Source organism: Arcobacter rhizosphaerae (assembly GCF_049472155.1).
In the GTDB taxonomy this organism is placed as follows: Bacteria; Campylobacterota; Campylobacteria; order Campylobacterales; family Arcobacteraceae; genus Arcobacter_B.
Map to the genome: position 1 here is coordinate 569727 of NZ_JBMOVW010000001.1, position 17412 is coordinate 587138.

Here is a 17412-nt window from a genome sequence, read left to right on the forward strand (position 1 = left end):
TATAAGTTTTACTTAAATATAAAAATTTTTATATTTTTTCTTATTGTTTTTATAAATACTAAACATAAACATTGTATGATTTGATAAATTTTTTAATTAGGATAAAATATATGATAAAAACTGCTAGAAATTTATTATTAGCGTTAGCATTGACAACAGGACTTAACGCAGCAACAGAGCTTAATAAAGATGAAATCAAAAAAATAGAAAACTTAGAACTTTTTAAAGGTGTAAATATAAAAGTTAAAAAAGCTTATGATACACAAAGCCTATATCTATTAAGAGTTGAAGTTAGAGGTAAGATAGATGAAATTTATTTAACTAAAGATAAAAAGTATTTAATTGCTGGTGATGTATTAAATACAACAGATGGATCAAAGCTTACTGTTCCAGCTGACTTATCAAGTGCAAAAGGAAACCAAGCCTTTACTTATGGGACAGGAAAAGATGAATATTACTTATTTACAGATCCTGAGTGTCCATATTGTAAAAAGTTTGAATCATATTTAGAGCAAGTAAAAGATAAAGTTAAAATAAATGTGTTTTATTTTCCTTTAGATTTTCATGCAAATGCAAAAGATATCTCACTTTATGTTATGAGTCAAAAAACTCAAGCTGAAAAAATCAAAGCTATGGTAAATACTACAAAAGATACACCTGCTTTTAAAAATAGAAAAATTGATCCAAAAAAATTAAGACAATTAGAAGCAAATCTTGATAAACAAATAAAAATTGGACAAGAACTTGGAGTTCAAGGAACACCAGCTGTTTTTGATAAAGATGGTAATAAAGTAAATTGGGTACAAATGCTTCAGTCTTATGGAGTACAAGTAAAATAACTAGTAGATTTTCTACTAGTTATACTCATTTAGTATATTTTTTAATACCAATACTCTGGATAACTTTTATTTTTATGTAAATTTATATAAAACAATGCTGTTAAAACTAAAATTATAGAACCAAATAAAGTAGGAAATATTAAATAGTTCCAATTTGCTGCAAGTAAAAAAACAATTAATGGATTAGAACCAGCTGGAGGATGAACTGTTTTTGTCAATATCATTGCTGAAATTGCAGTAGCTAAAGCTAAAGCCATACTCCACCACTCTTGTGAGACAAAATGAAAGAAAAATAATCCTACAAATGTTGCAATTATATGTCCAAAAACTACATTTCTTGGTTGAGAAAATGGACTTTTCTCATAAGCAAAAATAAGTACACAAGAGGCTCCAAAAGAACCTAATACTAATAAATTATTAAAACTTTCTGTCATATATCCTATAATACTTATAGCAACAAAACCACCAATAAATGCGAATAAAACCTCTTTTATATGTACTCTATTAGGAAGAGCAACTCTTTGTCCTTTAAATTTTTTCAAATAATTCATAATTTTCCTTTACAACCAAACGATTGTTTGATTAAATAGATTAAAAAAAATCATCAAACTAGATTGATAATTTTTTTTCCAACGCTTAAATAATCTTTTTTACTATTGTAAAGATTCATAAGCATAATAGCACCTTGTGTTAAAGAGACACTCTCTCTTGCTAAACTTCTAGCTTCTTCATTGGAGTATTTGTCTTTTAATATATTAAATAAAGCATCTTCCCAAGCTAAAAAATATTCTTTTATAAACTTTTTAAACTCTTTATTTTCATAAGAAACCTCCAAAGCTAAATTACCTAATAAACAACCTCCTTCACTATTTAAAAAATATTCGTCTATTTTTTTTACAAATAGTTTGATTTTATCTTTACTACTTAATGTATCATCATAAGCAATTTTATAAACGTTTTTTTCAAAATACTCATGTATATACTTTAAAGACTCTAAACCTATTTCATCTTTGCTTTTAAAATGGTGATAAAGACTTCCTTTTATAAGACCACATTCTTGTGCAATATTTGCTATTGAAGTATTTGAATAACCTCTTTTTTTAAAAAGTATAATAGCTTTTTGTAAAATCTCTTCTCTTGATGTTTTTTTTATTGCCATGTTTTTCCCAAACGATTGTTTGGTAAAATTATAATATCTTTTTTTAAAGATGTCAAGAAAGATATTTTTATATTATCTTTAACTGGGTTTTAACTTTATTCGCGTTAAAGTAAGTCTATCTTTAAATTAAGGATTCTTATAATGAAAATAGCAATATTTTGTGGCTCAAGTATTGGAGATAATGAAGTTTATTCTAATACTGCAAAACAACTTAGTAAATATTTAGCACTTAATAACATTGATATAGTATATGGTGGTGGAAATGTTGGTCTTATGGGAGTAATAGCTTCAACTGCAATGCAAAATGGTGGAAAAGTATATGGAGTTATACCTGAGGATTTACAAGGTAAAGAGCTTGGACATACAGGAATAACTGAATTAAAAATAGTAAAAAATATGCATGAAAGAAAAGCTACTATGGCTAATATGGCTGATGCTTTTGTAGCACTTCCTGGTGGAATTGGTACTTTTGAAGAAATATTTGAAGTTTGGACATGGGCACAGCTTGGATATCATAATAAACCTTGTGCTTTTTATAATACAAATAGATTTTATGACAATTTATTTTCTATGATTGATAATATGTGTCAAGAAGGTTTTATGAAAAAAGAATACTCAGAAATGCTAATAAAAACTTCAGAGCCAAAAGAGCTACTTGAAAAAATCAATACATACAATCCTCCCAAAGTAAAGTGGAAAAACTAAATTAAAAAATAAGTACTTTTAAAGTACTTATTTTTATAATAAAGCATTTACTTGACGTATTTCTTCATCTTCTAGTTTAAAATTCAATATATCCAAATCTTCTTCTACATGCTTTTTTGATGTTGTTCCATTTAAAGGTGTAATTCCAATGTGTTTTAAAAATCTATAAAAAATTTGAGGAACTGTTTTATTATATTTTATAGCAAGAGATTGAACTTCTATACTACTTAAAAGATGTGGATTTGCTGTAAGAGACCAAAAGCTTTGATATGTAATATCTTTTTGTCTACAAAATTCTCTTATTTGTTTATCATAGTCACTATCTTTATAAAATCTATTTTGAACAACTTTTGGTTTTACCTCCAAAATATTATATAAGTAAATAAGCAAATTTAAATCATAACAATTACTAATCCCTATTTGTCCTACCTGACCACATTGTACAAACTCTTCCATTGTTTTAAAAACTTTTATTAAATCTTCAATTGGCCCAAATGGAGAGTGAACAAGATATGAATCAATAAAATCTGTCTTTAAATTCTCTTTTGATTTCATAAATGATTTTTCTAATTGAGTTAATATATCATCAGAAGCTAAATAAGGCATATTATTCTCATCTTGACCATTTATTGGAGTAAACTTTGTTTGAATAAAAATATCTTCTCTTTTAATACCTTTTTTATAAGCATTTTCTAAACCAACTCCTACTAAATCTTCTCTATAATGTTTTGGTTGGCATGCTGTATCAACAGCTTTAAAACCACAAACAAGCGCTTGTTCAACTAGTCTTGAAGTTTCTTCTTTTTTCCATGCTGTTCCATATATCATAAGTAAGCCTTTTTATTTTATTTCATTGCTTTTTTTTAATAATATAATAGTAGCAAAAATTGATAGTAAAATGCCAAAAAAAGTATATATATTTATTTTTTGATTTTCTATAAAATACATCAAAAAAGCAACAATAGCAGGATTTAAATATACATAAGCCATAAGTTTATTTGGACCTAAAATAACTGTTACTTTTTGATATAAAAAAACAGTGATAAGTGTAGCTCCTATACTTAAATATATCATATACCAAAAGTTCTCACCTTGAAGTTTTTGCCACTGTAAAGGAATATCTAATAATACCAAAGCTAAACTCATCCAAATAATACCACCAAATAAAGTCATCAAAGTTAGACTTAACACTTCGTCATTTTTTTCATAAAAAAACTTCACGCTTATTGAGTATAATGCCATAGATAAAACTCCAAATAAAAAAATCAAATCTCCATGATTAAAACTAAGTTCTATTAATCTTTGAATATTACCTTCAAAAATAACTACAGTTGTACCAATCATTCCTAATAAATATATAAAAAGTTTTAAAATATTTAGTTTGTCTTTAAAAATAAAGTTTGCTAATATAGCAGTAACTAAGGGTACTAAAGTAAAAAGAGTAGCTGTATTTAAAGCTGTTGTATCTTCTAAAGCTCTAAAAAGTAAAATAAAATATAAACTATAAAAGAAACTTATTTTAAGTCCTTTTATAAAACTTGTTTTGATTTTTATTCTATATTTTTTTATAATTAAAATAATTGGTAATAAACTTATAAAAGCTAAAACAAATCTCCCTAAAGTTAATGAAATGGGATTTATTATTCCTGATAATTTACCTGATATTATAAAAGATAAAGCTACTAAAACTGTTGCTATAAATACTAATATATGTGCTTGTATATTTTGATTCATACAAATCCTTTTTTATTTATAGTTTATAAAAAGATCTTTCTTTTGTCATTTACATAGATTGATTTTTTGGCTACTATTTCAGAATGAATGAAGAAAAAATATTAGAAAAATTAAATGCAACATTAAACTCATATTCTACTATTTCAAATGAAACTTGGAGTGAGTTAAAAAAAATTTGCACAATAAGAAATATCAAAAAAGGTGACTATGCCTTTGATTTATATGATAATGTAAATGAAATATCTTTTGTTTATAAAGGCTTATTTAGAACATTTAGTATAAATGAACACGGTGAAGAGTATACAAAAAACTTTTTTTGGGAAACAAGATTTTATGGTCCTATGGTTGCACTTCTTACAAATAGTGAAGTTGATTCTTGTGTACAAGCCTTAGAAGATTCAATAGTAGTTGATATAAAACATGATAAATATAGAGAGCTTTTAAAAAAAGCTGATGATTTAAAAATGTATCATATTTTATATTTAGAAAAACACTGGATATTACAAAAAGATCATAATACTTATGCTTTAGTTTTAGAAGATGCAAAACTTAGATATGAGAGATTCTTAGAAGAGTTTAAACATATTTTACCTAGACTCTCACAATATCATATTGCTACATATCTTGGAATATCAGCAACTCATCTAAGTAGAATAAGAAAGTCCTTAAAAGATTAAGATTTATAGGAAAATTATGCTAAAAAACTCAGTGATGAAAGAGATAACTTTTCAAAATCATAAATTAACATTTAAATTTATTCATAAGAAACATACTTTTTCTAAACATATTCATGATGATAAATATATGATAGGAATTTGTTTAGAAGGGAAAAACTATTTTAATATGGATAGTCAAGATTTTGAAGTAACTAAAGGAATGTTATGTCTTATTCCTCCAAATACTGTTCACTCTTGTAAAACTATAAATATTGATGAAAAATGGCAATTTCTTACTTGTTTTATACCTAAAGATTTTTTTGAAGAGATTGCTAAAAGTATATGTAATAAAAGTAATTTTACTTTTAAAGAATACTTCATAAAAGATGATGATTTAGCTAGTTACTTAGAAAAAATCATAAGGGACACTTTGACTTATGAAAAAGTTTTTGACAATGAAATCATAGACTTTATCACCCTGTTTTGCGAAAAATACATGACATATAAAGAAAAAATCAAAACAATAGAAAATGAAAAATTTGAAAATTTGTTTAGATTTTTTAAAGAAGAAAAATATGATTTAAAAGAGTTAAGCTTTTATGATATGGCAAAAGTTATGAATATGAATCCATACTATTTTCATAGAGTTTTTTCAAAGTCTATAGGTTTAACTCCTCAAACTTTTATAAATTTTTTACGAGTTTCCAAAGCAACAAAACTTCTAACAAACTATGAAAGTTTATCCCAGCTAGCACTTGAATGTGGTTTTTATGATCAAGCTCATTTTACTAAAGAGTTTAAAAAATACCATGGTATAACTCCTACAAAATATAAAAATATCTAAAAGATGTTCAAAATATTACAATACAGAAATTTGTAAAACTAGTAATATTCTTTAAAAACAAAAGGAATTTTATGTTTAAGAATATTTTATTTATTTTTATCCCTATTTTTATTTATCTATTTTTATTTAATTTTATTGAAGAACAAAAAGACTTAATCTTACTTAGTTTGATTATTACGACTATTGTATATTGGGCTACAAACCTTGTACCTTTATATTTTAGTTCTTTGATTTTTTTGTTTACAGCATTTGCTTTTTCATTAGCTAGTAAAGATATTATTTTTTCAGGTTTTTCATCAGGAGCATTTTGGTTGGTATTTGCAGGTATGCTAATAGCAACTGCTATAAAAAACACAAGTTTAACACAAAGATTTACAAATTTATTTTCAAATATCAAAGATCTTACGTATGTAAAACTTTTAATTTATATATCTATTTTTGCTGTTTTATTTAGTTTTGTTATGCCATCAAGTGTAGTTAGAATTGTTTTAGTTGTACCTTTAGCTATTGCTTTAGCTTCTAGTTTAGGCTTTGAAAAAGAGGATAAAGGCTACACAGGAATTATGCTAACTTTTATTTTAAGTACATCTTTACCTGCTTTTACTATTTTACCTGCAAATGTACCAAATATGATATTAGCAGGACTTACAAAAGAAATATATAACTATGAACTACTCTTTTCTTACTATTTTGTAGCAAACTTTTTAATACTTGGATTTATAAAAAATATAATTATTGTATCTTTAGTTTACTATTTCTTTAAAGATGAAATAAAAAATAAACTAAAAAAAGAAGAGACACAAGCCTTTTCAAAAGATGAAAAAGTAGTTTTAACTACTATTTTTACAATGCTTATATTTTGGATGACTGACTTTATACATCAAGTCTCACCAAGTATTATAGCTATTATAGGTGTTTTATTTTTAGCCTACCCTACTATAAATATCATAAAAGCCAAAGATTTTAATACTATCAATTTCTCTTCTTTGATATATGTAGTTGCTATTATTAGTTTAGGTTCAATCGTAGCTAGCAATAACTTTTTAGAAAATAGTTTTGCTTCTTTTGTAAATAAATATGAAGCATTTGATTTAGAAATTTTAAACTATATATCTCTTACATCTTTTATGTCAGTTAGTGGTATAGTCATCACACAACCAACAATACCAGCGATATTTACTCCTATTGCCCAACAGTTAAGCCAAATAAGTGGTTTTAGTTTAAATGAAATCTTTATGATGCAAATAGCAGCTTTTTCAAATGTATTTTTTCCATTTCAAGCTCCACCATTAGCAGTGGGACTTGCATTGTCTCAAATCAAACAAAGAGATATGTTAAAAATAATCTTTTTACTTGCATTTATAACAATAGTATTTTTATATCCATTAGAATATTTTTGGTTAAGTTTTTTAAGATAAAATTTATTTTTAATTGGAGTTATTATGAATATAATAGATTTTGAAAATATTAACGTTGGTTATAACGAAAAGATAGTACTTAAAGATGTGACATTAAAAATAAAAGAAAATGAACATTGGGCAATACTTGGTGCAAATGGTTCTGGAAAATCAACTTTGATGAAAATAATACAATCAGAACTTCATCCAAGAAGAACAAATAAATTTAAAAAAGAGATTTTAGGAAAAAGTAACTATTCTATTTTTGAGCTCAAAAAAGAGCTAGGAATCATTACCAATGACTTACATAATTTCTTTTCTACCTCAGGTTCATACTTAAATGCTTATGAAGTAACACTTAGTGGATACTATAGTTCAATTGGGATTTTTTCTCATCAAGACTTTACAGATGAACAACACAAAAAAGCCCAAGAAGTAATGAGCTTCTTACAAATTGAAAATTTAAAAGAAAAAAAAGTATCTACTATGTCTACAGGAGAACTTAGAAAATGTATAGTTGCTAGAGCTTTAATTCATGAACCCAAAGCATTTATTTTAGATGAACCTACTGTTGGATTGGATATAAAAGCTCAAATAAATTTTATAGCGATGTTAAAAAAGTTATCTAAAAACTGCTCTATTATTTTAGTAACTCATCACTTAGAAGAAATTTTTGAAGAGATTGACAATATCGCACTTATACATGAAAACACTATCTATAAAAGTGGTAAGAAAAAAGAAATACTAACAAGTCAAAACTTATCAGAAATCTTTGATACTAAACTTCATATCAAAGAAAAAAAAGGACGCTATTTCGTAGAAGAAATAGGCTAAGACTTTTTTACATATTTTGGAGTTATTTTAATAGCTCCAACTTTTGGTATTTTACAATCGATATTATGATTATCAGCACTATCAACTAATCTAATATTTTTGATTTTTGTACCAACTTTTACTACAGAAGAACTACCTTTGATTTTTAAATCTTTTATAACTGTTACATCATCCCCTGCTCTTAGTATTGCACCATTTGCATCTTTTACAGTAAACTCTTTTTCTTCTAAATCCTCTTTTGTAAACTCATGTGTACACTCAGGGCAGATGATTAAACTTCCATCTTCATAAGTATATTCACAATTACATTTTGGACAATTTGGTAAATCTAGCATTTATTTCCTTTTATTCTTCACCCATTTCAATAGCAATTCTTAGAAAACCTGTAAAAACAGCATTGTCAAATTTCACTGATGGATGAACGTTTTTTTTCATATCATCTAAATGTTTTGAATACTTTTCATAAAATTCAAAACTAGGCTTTGGTTTGTAAACAATATCTTTTAAATCAAAATATTTTATGATATTTTTTGTAGTTGTTGGCTTTATAAAATATTCGCTTTGTCTTTTTAAATAATAAGGTACTACACTTATTATAGTCCATTTAGCAAGTCTATATTCAGCTAAAAACTCAACTAACCCCTCAAAACCTTCTTTTTTATTTCCATATAAAAGCTCATAAATTTCAATACTTAACATATCTTTTTCATAAGAGTTTAAAGTAGCTAATGCATCTTTTAGTTTTAGTTTATCAAATAGCGATACCATAACTGACTTTTGAATAACTTTATAAAAGTTTTCAACTATTAAATTTGGATTTGAAAAATTCTCTTTTTTCAAAGCTTCTTTTGCAAACTCTTCAAGCTTTTCAGGCTTAAACTTTTTCATAGTTGGAAAAAAGTACTCATCCTTAAAGCCTTTTGGATATTGTTCTAAAAACTCAGCTTCTATATCTTTTAGTCTTTCTAAATAGTGCATATCAACTCTTCTTTTAAGTTATCTATTTTACAGAAATATAAATCTCTATCTGCTCATCTTCTTCATATTTTTCAAAGTCAAAGTTGTATGTTCTTTCATATTCGCACTCATCTGAACTAAAATAATTCCAAACATCATGCCAAGCATCTATTACTACATCAGGTAACTCGCCTTTTTTTGTAAATACTAAATATTTATCTTTCTCAATAGTAATAGCATTATTTTTAGGTTTAGTAACTTCTACTCCTACAGTATAATCATAATCAGAGTTTACATCACTTTCATACTTGTTATAAAGTCCATACATAGCGAAGCTTTTTGCTTTGTTGAATGTCTTTGATTCGATATTATCATCAACATATTTTTGCCATAAGTCTGGTATTTTTGCTATTTCTTCATTTAGTTCTGTTTCGTTGTTTGTTCTTGTAGTAATACCTGCTACATAGAATTTTTCTAAGTATTTTACTTTCATATTTCTCTTTTATTTTTTATTTATGTAATAGTAGCAAAAGAATATAAAAAGAATTTGATATTAGCTTGAAGTCTTGTATACATCACCTTAAAAGGCGATGTATTATCTTTTATAGTATGAGATTATTGAAGCTTTTGCTATCGCGTGGTTGTTTAAGTAATAACCTACAATTGCAGGATTTGTATTTTTATCTAGGCCAAGTTTATCTGTATCTAAAGCATATACAGTGAAGATATATCTATGAGCTTTATCTCCTTTTGGAGGACAAGCACCACCAAAACCACTTTTTCCATAGTTTGTTACACTTTGAACTATATCTTTATGCTCTTTAGAACCAAAGTCTTTTTCTAAACTCATAGTATCTTTTGGAATATCAAAAACTACCCAATGCCACCAACCAGAACCAGTTGGAGCGTCTGGATCATAAACAGTTATAGCAAAAGACTTTGTACCTTTTGGTGCATTTCCCCATGAAAGATGTGGAGATGTGTTTTTACCTGTACATCCAAAACCATTAAACTCTTGAGTTTTTGTAAGTTGTCCTTTTAAAGTATCACTTTTTAAAGTAAAATTGTCAGCAAATAGAGAAATAAAACTAAATGCTAGTACTAATAATATTTTTTTCATATTATTCCTTTTTGTAAGATATTGTTATTATAAACTAAAATAATATAAAAAAATACTAGAAAAAAACTAATTTTTGTTGTTTTTTATTTGTTTTGGAGTTAAGTTATACTCTTTTTTAAAAACTTGTATAAACCAAGATAAGTTATCAAAGCCACACTCTTTACAAACTTCACTTACATTTTTATCACTATTTTCTAAAAGTATCTTTGCTTTTTGCAGTCTTTTTTTTGTTTGCCATTTTTTAGGTGTTGTTTTATAAACTTCTTTAAATTTCTGTCTAAAAGATATATCACTCATTTTTAAAAGATAAGATAGGTCTAAAATATTGTCTTCATAAGAAAAGTTATTTTCTATAAAAGATTTGAAATAGTTGTCTTTATAGATTGAGTATAAAAAGCTTTTAAATTCATTTGAGTACTTACTGTTTAAGATATTTAAAAAAGCCTCTTCTAGTTTTAGTTTTATGATTTCTTTATTTGTTGTTTTTAAAGTCTTCACATAATTACAAGTAGAGTTCATAACGATGCTAAGCTCTTGTGTCTTTTCAAAACTTAATATGTCCGTTTCTTTTAGGTTTTCATCTTTAAAAAATATATTATATTTTGAGATGAAATCTAAAAGTGTAGAGTCTTCATAAAAAAACAACATAGCTTCATAATACTCATCTAAAACTTCACTCATCACATAAGTTCCACTTTTTAGAAATAAAAACTGATTCTCATCCACATACATATCTTTATCATTTAAGTGAAGGATTTTTGTACCTTTTAGTACAAGTATCAAGACATTTGATTCTAGTAAAACTTCATTTTTATGCTGTGGCTCTTTTTGAATATAGTTCAAATATGAAAAGCTTTGAGTTTCAGGTATCTTTAGTTTCAATCTTTTTCCTTTTAATTACTTATGTCTTTTATCATAGAATAGTTTATAAGAGTTTGATTTTCTCTTTTTATATGATTTTCTTTTACTTCTTTAAAACCAAACTTCTCAAAAAAAGATTTTGCTGTAATACTTGCATCAACTCTCAATAGCTTAATACCATGATTATCTACATCTTTGAGTATCTGTTCTATCATAAACCTCCCTATTTTTAGACCTTGATACTCATGATGAACATAAAAACAATCAATATAATCATCTTCATAAATATAAAAACCTACAATTTCATCTTCAAGCATACACAAATAAGTATTTGAAGTTTTAAGTCTATTTTTCCATGCTTTTAAAGCTATACTTTTATTTACCCAAGCATTTAATTGCTCTTTTGTATAGTCTTTTTTATTTATATTGTGTACAGTATTTGTAAAGAGATTTACCACTTCTTCTAAGTATTTTTCTTCATAAGATTTCATATCAAAATATATATCTAAAATACCATTTTTCATTTTATTTAAGCTTTTGAACTAAAACCTAAGATATAACCATTTATGTCTTTTATATAAAATTCTTTTTGACCATACCAAGTTTCATAAACAGGTTTTAATATATCTACATTTTCTTTTACTTTCTCATATAAAGACTCTACATCATCAACTTCTATATATAAAGTTATTGAGGCTGTGATGTCATTAAAGAAATTGCCAATATCTTCTTTAATACTATTTTTTTCTTGTAACATCAAAGAAACATCACCTTTTTTGATAAGTGCCCAAATATACTCTTTATCTTCTTTAATTACAGGATTAAAATCTTCTTGTAAAGAATCAACCAACATCTCAATTTCAAAACCAAAGTTATTTTGATAATAAGCAACACTTTCTTTTATATCTTTTACTGCTAAATTTGGACTTAATGACTTCATAATACTTCCTTTTCAATGATTAAATATGATAATATTTCAGTTATGATTATATCATAAAAATCTCTTTTTTCAATACTTTTTTGAGAACATAAATTTGGCTTTTCCTTTGTACCTTTTAATATTATTTCACCTTTTTTTGTACATAAGGAAAAAGAACTAAAAACATTTGCATTTTTTATATTTTTGTATAAAAAACCATCTTTAAAATGACTATTATCTAATACTTTTTGATCTGATAAGTTTACAAATAAAAAATTTGACATAGCATATTTCAAGCTATTTTTATCAAACATTTTTGAGTATTCCATATCAAATAAAACTACTTTTTTACTTGGTAGTAACACTTCTATATTTTCTATGAAACTCATATCAAAACTCTTTAAATCTATATCATTTTTTTTATACCAAGTACAATCTAAACTTTGAGTATTTAAACACTGATTTTTATATGATTCAATATTTAACTTAGCAGATGAAGACAAAGCTAAACTAGTAGCTCCAAGTAAAAAACCTACAGAATTGATGTTTTCATAATCAATACTATCTTTAAATTTTTCACTCTCTTTTAGTTTTTCTAAAGATATAAGCATATCATTTGCCCTAAACCAAGGCTCATAAAAAGCTATTTTTTTATCAAGTTTACTTCTTGTAAGCAAAACTATAAAACCTTTTTGGGCTAAAACCTTCGCTAACCAATCTATCTTATTAGGAGCACTTCTAAGACCTCCATGAGATAAAAAAATCAAAGGATACTTACCCTTTTTTAAAGTCCCATCTAAAGCAACACTTTGAGACATAAAAAGCTTATGTTTCCCTAAAATAAACTCTTCTTTATCAGAACTTGGATAAAAAACCATAGTTTTTATATCATGGTTTCTATGCTTTGAATAAACATCAAAAGTAGTAAATCCTACTTTGTTATTGGCTACTAAAGCTGTAGATATAAAAAAGAAAAGAAGTAGTGTTTTTTGTATGGCTTTTATTGATTTCAATTATATTTCCTAACTTGTTTTATATTTATTATCCTACTTAATTATTTTTATCTCTTAGCTTTTCTATTTCTTCTAATACTTCATTAACACTACTTTCTAACTCAGAACCCATCTTTTTATATTCATTTGGATATTCATCTTCCATAAGTTTCATAAGTGCGAACCATATTGGTTTAAGTTTTTCTTTTAAATTAAATTCTTTTAACTCTAATAATTCTTTTACTTTATTATATTGTTTATCAGTTATTAAAGGAATAAAACACATAGTAAGTACTTCTAAATCCAAACTATTTTTATTTCTTTCTAAGTATATTAATATTTCTTCATAACTAAATTTATATTTTTTAATACCAATTAAAAAGAAAGCAAATAAAATAGAAATATCATCTTCTTTAAAATCATAGTAAGACTTAATTAAATATTTAATATATATATCTTTAGAAGTATTAATATCATTATCATCTATATATAGTTTTGACAATAAAAGTAATGAACTTTTTGATTTATTCTTAATACCCTCTAAATATGCTATTGCTCTATTTATAGATTCAAATTTTTTCAACTTTACTACTTCAAATAAAATATCGTTATCTGTCTCAGAAAGTTCTTGCTGGTAATTTGAATTAATTTTCTCAAAATAGTTTTTAGCGTTTTCTTTTAGATTTAAATCGATGTCCATATCTAAATTACAAAACCTTAAAGCTTCAGACATATAATAAACATAATTAGGATTTAAATTCTTTTCTTTTATATTTTTAGTTAAGTCACTTGCTTTTAATTCTAATTCTTCCTTAGTACACCATGAATTTAAAAATGCAATCAACCACTCAACTCTTTGCCTATCTTTTTTTCTACCAAATCTCATAAGATACCAAATATTAAAAAATCTTTCCTTTATCTTGTATATTTTATTTTTTCCAACAGATTCTGATTCAATAATTTCGTATTTTTCAAGTTTTTTAAGTTGAGCAGAAATTGCTTTGCTTTCCATCCTAGTTTTTTTAGCGATATCTTTTGTGTACATACCATCCCAATTTATAGCAATTGTGTGTACTATTTCTTGTAATTGGTCTGGTAAATCATCCATTCTATGTTTGTATAGTGGTGTAACTTCGTCAAGAATTTTGAGTAAATCATCAAAAGCAGTTCCTTCCTCATCTAAAAATATATCAAATAACATGACTAAAGTTCTTGGAACTCCACCTGTTAATTGTCTGATTACTTCTAATCTTTCTGGAGTATTTTCTATAACTTCTTTTATTTTTTTCTTTTCTTCTGTATTTGCATAAGATAATAAAAACTTTTTACTCTCTTCTGAATTAAAACCTTTAAGTTTAACTATTTTAAAAAATTCATAAAAAGGTTTACTATAGTCATAATGTTGCTCAAGCATTTTAGTTGAACCACCAATTATTCTAAAAGATGAAGAAGTTAAAAGTATCTCTCTAAATCGTCTTTGCTCTTTTTGAGAAAACTTACCTATTAATTCATCTATGTTATCTACAAGAATTAATAGTTTTTTATTTTGTTTTTTAATATGTTTTTCAAAATATGAAAAAGCTTTTAGTTCATAATCCTCATCTTCAAAAAATTCTTCTAAATCATCCAAAATATTTGGAAATATATCTTCATGTATAGATTGTAGATAGTCAGCTACTTCCTCCCATAACCTCGATAAAGACCTAATTTGATATTGTTCTTCTGCAAATTTTACTGGAATCAGAAATTTAGATAAATCTTTATCTTTTTTTGTTTCTATAAAAATCTTTCTTAAAAGCGTAGTTTTACCCTGACCTCTTTGCCCTACAATAATAAAATGTTGATTTGCTACCTCATAATTAGAAGCTTTAATATCTTTGAATATTCCTTCAAATACTTTTTCTCTAACTACAAATCTCTTTAAAAATTCATCTTCAGGCATTTCATCTGGAGTATATTTATATCTTGAACTATTAGTTTGCAACATTTTTGTACCACCACATTTTTAAAATAGGAGAATTAAATCTATATTCTTTTGGATTATCATTATTATTAATGTATCCATCATGAATAAGCGAATGAATAATTTCTTTTACTTCATCATCATCTAAATCATACTTAACACCAATATTAATAATATCTAACGATTCCATTGAATTATTTTCTGATATATGATTTAATATCTCTTTTGTAAATTTAAATTCATTTATACCTAATGCTTCTTTTAACTTACTTCTCCAATGCTCAAAATGATTTCTATGATTTAATGCATTATTAATAGCTTTATCAAGTATTTCAACTGTTACTTCATAAATATTATTTTCGATTGTTATTGTTTTAATTTCTTGAATGATTAGTTGTATATAAAAAGGTATATACCACTCAACTCTTTTTAGAAACTCATTTATTACTGTTTCATCTAAATTTAATTCAAGATTTGATGCTAACACACTAATAAATTGCTTACTCTCAATAAAACTAAGAGGATTAACTTTTATACTATTTAGGTCATTTATATGTTTCATTCCATTTAACTTTGAAACTACACTTTCTAATCCAATAGAACCTGCATAAATAAATGATACTTTACTTGATATTTTTTGATTTTGTCTTAGTTCTCTATGTCTTTTTATAAATTTTATAGCACTTCTTGTATCTTCATATTTAATTATATTTTCTACAGTTTGAGCAAATTCATCAATCATAATAATTAGCTTTTTACTAGTATCTAAATCTTTAATCATTTTTTCAAATGCTTCAGAATAATCTAAAGTTTCGCCATCACCAAAAGTAACTCCTGATGCTGATATTTTATCAATTCTTATATTTTTTATTTTTTCAAAAAATGTATTTGAATATGATTTTAATTTATTTACAAACTCTTCTTCTTGTAAAGCATTGAATAATTTTTGCCAAAATTCATTTTCATTATCTGCTGATTCAGTGTCAATATACATAACAATATAATCATCTTTTGGATTATCGAGTAAATTAAACATAATTGATGTTTTACCAACTCTTCTTGGAGCAGCTAGTAATATATGACTACCACTATCTAATTTATTCCAAATAATTGATATTTCACTATTTCTATCCCAGAAATCATTTCCTCTTACTGCTTGACCAACACAATTTTTCATGAATTTTCCTTTGACAACTTTTTTGTTGTTATTATAACTGACAATTTTTTTGTTGTCAATATTTTTAACAACTTTTTTGTTGTTAAAAAATTTCAACTATAAAAAAAGGTAAGAACTTGAATTCTTACCTTTTAGCAATTTCAAGTGAAAAAATTAAAACTTCTTAATCAAGTCCATATAAACAGCAGCTAAGTCTTCTACTTCTTTTACTGTTGTTCTCTCACCTACACTATGAATAGTGTCGTTGATTACTCCAAACTCTATGGCTTCTATTCCAAAGCTTCCGAAGTATCTCGCGTCACTTGTACCACCTGCTGTTGAGTGTTTTGTAGTAACTCCCGTGATTTCTTTGATTGAGTTTTCCATAGCTTTTACTACTTTTGATTCTTTGTTTGTTACAAATGGAAAAGAACCTTGTGTAGTTTTAAAGTCATACTCTAAACCTTTTAGGTTTTCATGAATAAACTCTTCTACTGATTCTCTTGTAGTATTTGTTGAGTTTCTTACATTGAACATAAGTTTTAACTCATTTGGTGTTACATTTGTAACTTCCATACCACCTCTTATATCAGTGATTACCATCTTTGAAGGAGCAAAGTATTCATCTCCATCATCTAAGTTATGTCCTGCTATTTTTGGCAATACATGAGCGAAGTTATGTACTGGATTTATACACTTTTCTGGATATGCTGCGTGACCTTGCTTTCCTTTGATAGTAATGTATCCGTTGATACTTCCTCTTCTTCCTACTTTTATAGCATCTCCAAATACATCTTCACATGTAGGCTCTGCTACAACTGCGTATTGAGGTATGAAGTTTATCTCTTTTAAATGCTCAAGCATTTTTATAGTTCCATAAGTTCCTTCACCCTCTTCATCAGAAGTCATAAGAATACTTAGTGTTCCATCAAAGTTTTCGGCGTGCTTACAAGCATATAAAAACGCTGCATCACCACTTTTCATATCTTGTGTCCCACGTGCTGTAATAACACCATCGATAATATCAGCAGCAAAAGGATCAACTTCCCAACCCTCACCAGGAGGTACTACATCTATATGCCCTGCAAAACATAAGTGTTGTGGATTGTCGTTGAATTTTTTATAATAAAATCTATTTTTTACACCTTCCATATCAACACTTATACATTCCCATGTATCACCTAAATACTCTTCTATAAAATCAAACGCCCCATCATCATCAGGAGTAACTGACTTAAATCTTAATAATTTTTGAAATAGTTCTATAACTGTCATT

At 26.0% G+C, this 17412-nt stretch carries 21 protein-coding genes; 6 read left to right on the forward strand and 15 right to left on the reverse strand.

Annotated features, from left to right (window positions below):
- Positions 1–110: 110 nt before the first annotated feature.
- Complete coding sequence (locus tag ACH5BH_RS02825; protein ID WP_423297374.1) at positions 111–839, forward strand: DsbC family protein; 729 nt, start codon at positions 111–113, stop codon at positions 837–839.
- 41 nt (positions 840–880) lie between these two features.
- On the opposite strand, the gene ACH5BH_RS02830 is transcribed toward ACH5BH_RS02825, so the two are convergent.
- On the reverse strand, positions 881–1390 hold the full coding sequence (locus tag ACH5BH_RS02830) for an HPP family protein (RefSeq protein WP_423297375.1): 510 nt from the start codon (positions 1388–1390) through the stop codon (positions 881–883).
- 53 nt (positions 1391–1443) lie between these two features.
- A complete protein-coding gene (locus ACH5BH_RS02835; RefSeq protein ID WP_423297376.1) occupies positions 1444–1998 on the reverse strand; it encodes a TetR/AcrR family transcriptional regulator in 555 nt (184 codons plus the stop codon).
- A 141-nt stretch (positions 1999–2139) separates the two neighbouring features.
- Here ACH5BH_RS02835 and ACH5BH_RS02840 point away from each other — a divergent pair, with 141 nt between their 5' ends.
- The gene (locus ACH5BH_RS02840) at positions 2140–2703 is read left to right on the forward strand and encodes an LOG family protein (RefSeq protein WP_423297377.1); all 564 of its coding nucleotides are present in this window, start codon (positions 2140–2142) and stop codon (positions 2701–2703) included.
- A 33-nt stretch (positions 2704–2736) separates the two neighbouring features.
- Here the strand turns inward: ACH5BH_RS02840 and ACH5BH_RS02845 are convergent, their stop codons facing one another.
- On the reverse strand, positions 2737–3531 hold the full coding sequence (locus tag ACH5BH_RS02845) for an aldo/keto reductase family protein (protein WP_423297378.1): 795 nt from the start codon (positions 3529–3531) through the stop codon (positions 2737–2739).
- 12 nt (positions 3532–3543) lie between these two features.
- Complete coding sequence (locus tag ACH5BH_RS02850; RefSeq protein WP_423297379.1) at positions 3544–4437, reverse strand: DMT family transporter; 894 nt, start codon at positions 4435–4437, stop codon at positions 3544–3546.
- Positions 4438–4520: 83 nt separating this feature from the next.
- On the opposite strand from ACH5BH_RS02850, the gene ACH5BH_RS02855 reads away from it, so the two are divergent.
- From ACH5BH_RS02855 to ACH5BH_RS02870, 4 genes are all read left to right on the forward strand, one after another.
- Entirely contained in the window at positions 4521–5114 is a 594-nt protein-coding gene (locus ACH5BH_RS02855) for a Crp/Fnr family transcriptional regulator (protein ID WP_404303926.1), read from the forward strand.
- A gap of 16 nt (positions 5115–5130) precedes the next feature.
- Positions 5131–5937, forward strand: coding sequence for an AraC family transcriptional regulator (locus ACH5BH_RS02860; protein WP_423297380.1), 807 nt, complete (start codon positions 5131–5133; stop codon positions 5935–5937).
- Positions 5938–6008: 71 nt separating this feature from the next.
- Positions 6009–7355 carry an SLC13 family permease gene (locus tag ACH5BH_RS02865; RefSeq protein ID WP_423297381.1) on the forward strand — a complete coding sequence of 449 codons (1347 nt, stop codon included), beginning with the start codon at positions 6009–6011 and terminating at the stop codon, positions 7353–7355.
- Positions 7356–7379: 24 nt separating this feature from the next.
- Positions 7380–8168: an ABC transporter ATP-binding protein gene (locus ACH5BH_RS02870; RefSeq protein ID WP_423297382.1), complete on the forward strand. Its 789-nt coding sequence runs from the start codon at positions 7380–7382 to the stop codon at positions 8166–8168.
- Here the strand turns inward: ACH5BH_RS02870 and ACH5BH_RS02875 are convergent.
- From ACH5BH_RS02875 to dapE, 11 genes are all read right to left on the reverse strand, one after another.
- Positions 8165–8503: a zinc ribbon domain-containing protein YjdM gene (locus ACH5BH_RS02875; RefSeq protein ID WP_404303921.1), complete on the reverse strand. Its 339-nt coding sequence runs from the start codon at positions 8501–8503 to the stop codon at positions 8165–8167. The two genes, ACH5BH_RS02870 and ACH5BH_RS02875, sit on opposite strands and share 4 nt — an antisense overlap.
- A 10-nt stretch (positions 8504–8513) precedes the next feature.
- The gene (locus tag ACH5BH_RS02880; protein ID WP_404303919.1) at positions 8514–9146 is read right to left on the reverse strand and encodes a hypothetical protein; all 633 of its coding nucleotides are present in this window, start codon (positions 9144–9146) and stop codon (positions 8514–8516) included.
- A gap of 22 nt (positions 9147–9168) precedes the next feature.
- A complete protein-coding gene (locus ACH5BH_RS02885; RefSeq protein WP_423297383.1) occupies positions 9169–9618 on the reverse strand; it encodes a GyrI-like domain-containing protein in 450 nt (149 codons plus the stop codon).
- Between the two features lie 102 nt (positions 9619–9720).
- Positions 9721–10245, reverse strand: coding sequence for a YbhB/YbcL family Raf kinase inhibitor-like protein (locus tag ACH5BH_RS02890; protein ID WP_423297384.1), 525 nt, complete (start codon positions 10243–10245; stop codon positions 9721–9723).
- A 66-nt stretch (positions 10246–10311) separates the two neighbouring features.
- Positions 10312–11127, reverse strand: a complete 816-nt coding sequence (locus ACH5BH_RS02895; protein ID WP_423297385.1) for a helix-turn-helix domain-containing protein — start codon at positions 11125–11127, stop codon at positions 10312–10314.
- Positions 11128–11138: 11 nt separating this feature from the next.
- The gene (locus tag ACH5BH_RS02900) at positions 11139–11630 is read right to left on the reverse strand and encodes a GNAT family N-acetyltransferase (RefSeq protein ID WP_423297386.1); all 492 of its coding nucleotides are present in this window, start codon (positions 11628–11630) and stop codon (positions 11139–11141) included.
- Between the two features lie 5 nt (positions 11631–11635).
- Positions 11636–12046 (reverse strand): VOC family protein, encoded by a 411-nt coding sequence (locus ACH5BH_RS02905; protein WP_423297387.1) that lies wholly within the window; start codon positions 12044–12046, stop codon positions 11636–11638.
- Positions 12043–13038, reverse strand: coding sequence for an alpha/beta hydrolase (locus ACH5BH_RS02910; protein ID WP_423297388.1), 996 nt, complete (start codon positions 13036–13038; stop codon positions 12043–12045). Before ACH5BH_RS02910 ends, ACH5BH_RS02905 begins: the two co-directional genes overlap by 4 nt.
- Positions 13039–13075: 37 nt before the next feature.
- The gene (locus tag ACH5BH_RS02915) at positions 13076–15004 is read right to left on the reverse strand and encodes an NACHT domain-containing protein (protein WP_423297389.1); all 1929 of its coding nucleotides are present in this window, start codon (positions 15002–15004) and stop codon (positions 13076–13078) included.
- The gene (locus tag ACH5BH_RS02920; protein ID WP_423297390.1) at positions 14991–16157 is read right to left on the reverse strand and encodes an AAA family ATPase; all 1167 of its coding nucleotides are present in this window, start codon (positions 16155–16157) and stop codon (positions 14991–14993) included. The genes ACH5BH_RS02915 and ACH5BH_RS02920 overlap by 14 nt, the downstream gene beginning before the upstream one ends.
- A gap of 153 nt (positions 16158–16310) precedes the next feature.
- The gene (gene dapE / locus ACH5BH_RS02925) at positions 16311–17411 is read right to left on the reverse strand and encodes a succinyl-diaminopimelate desuccinylase (protein ID WP_423297391.1); all 1101 of its coding nucleotides are present in this window, start codon (positions 17409–17411) and stop codon (positions 16311–16313) included.
- Between the last annotated feature and the right edge of the window lies 1 nt (position 17412).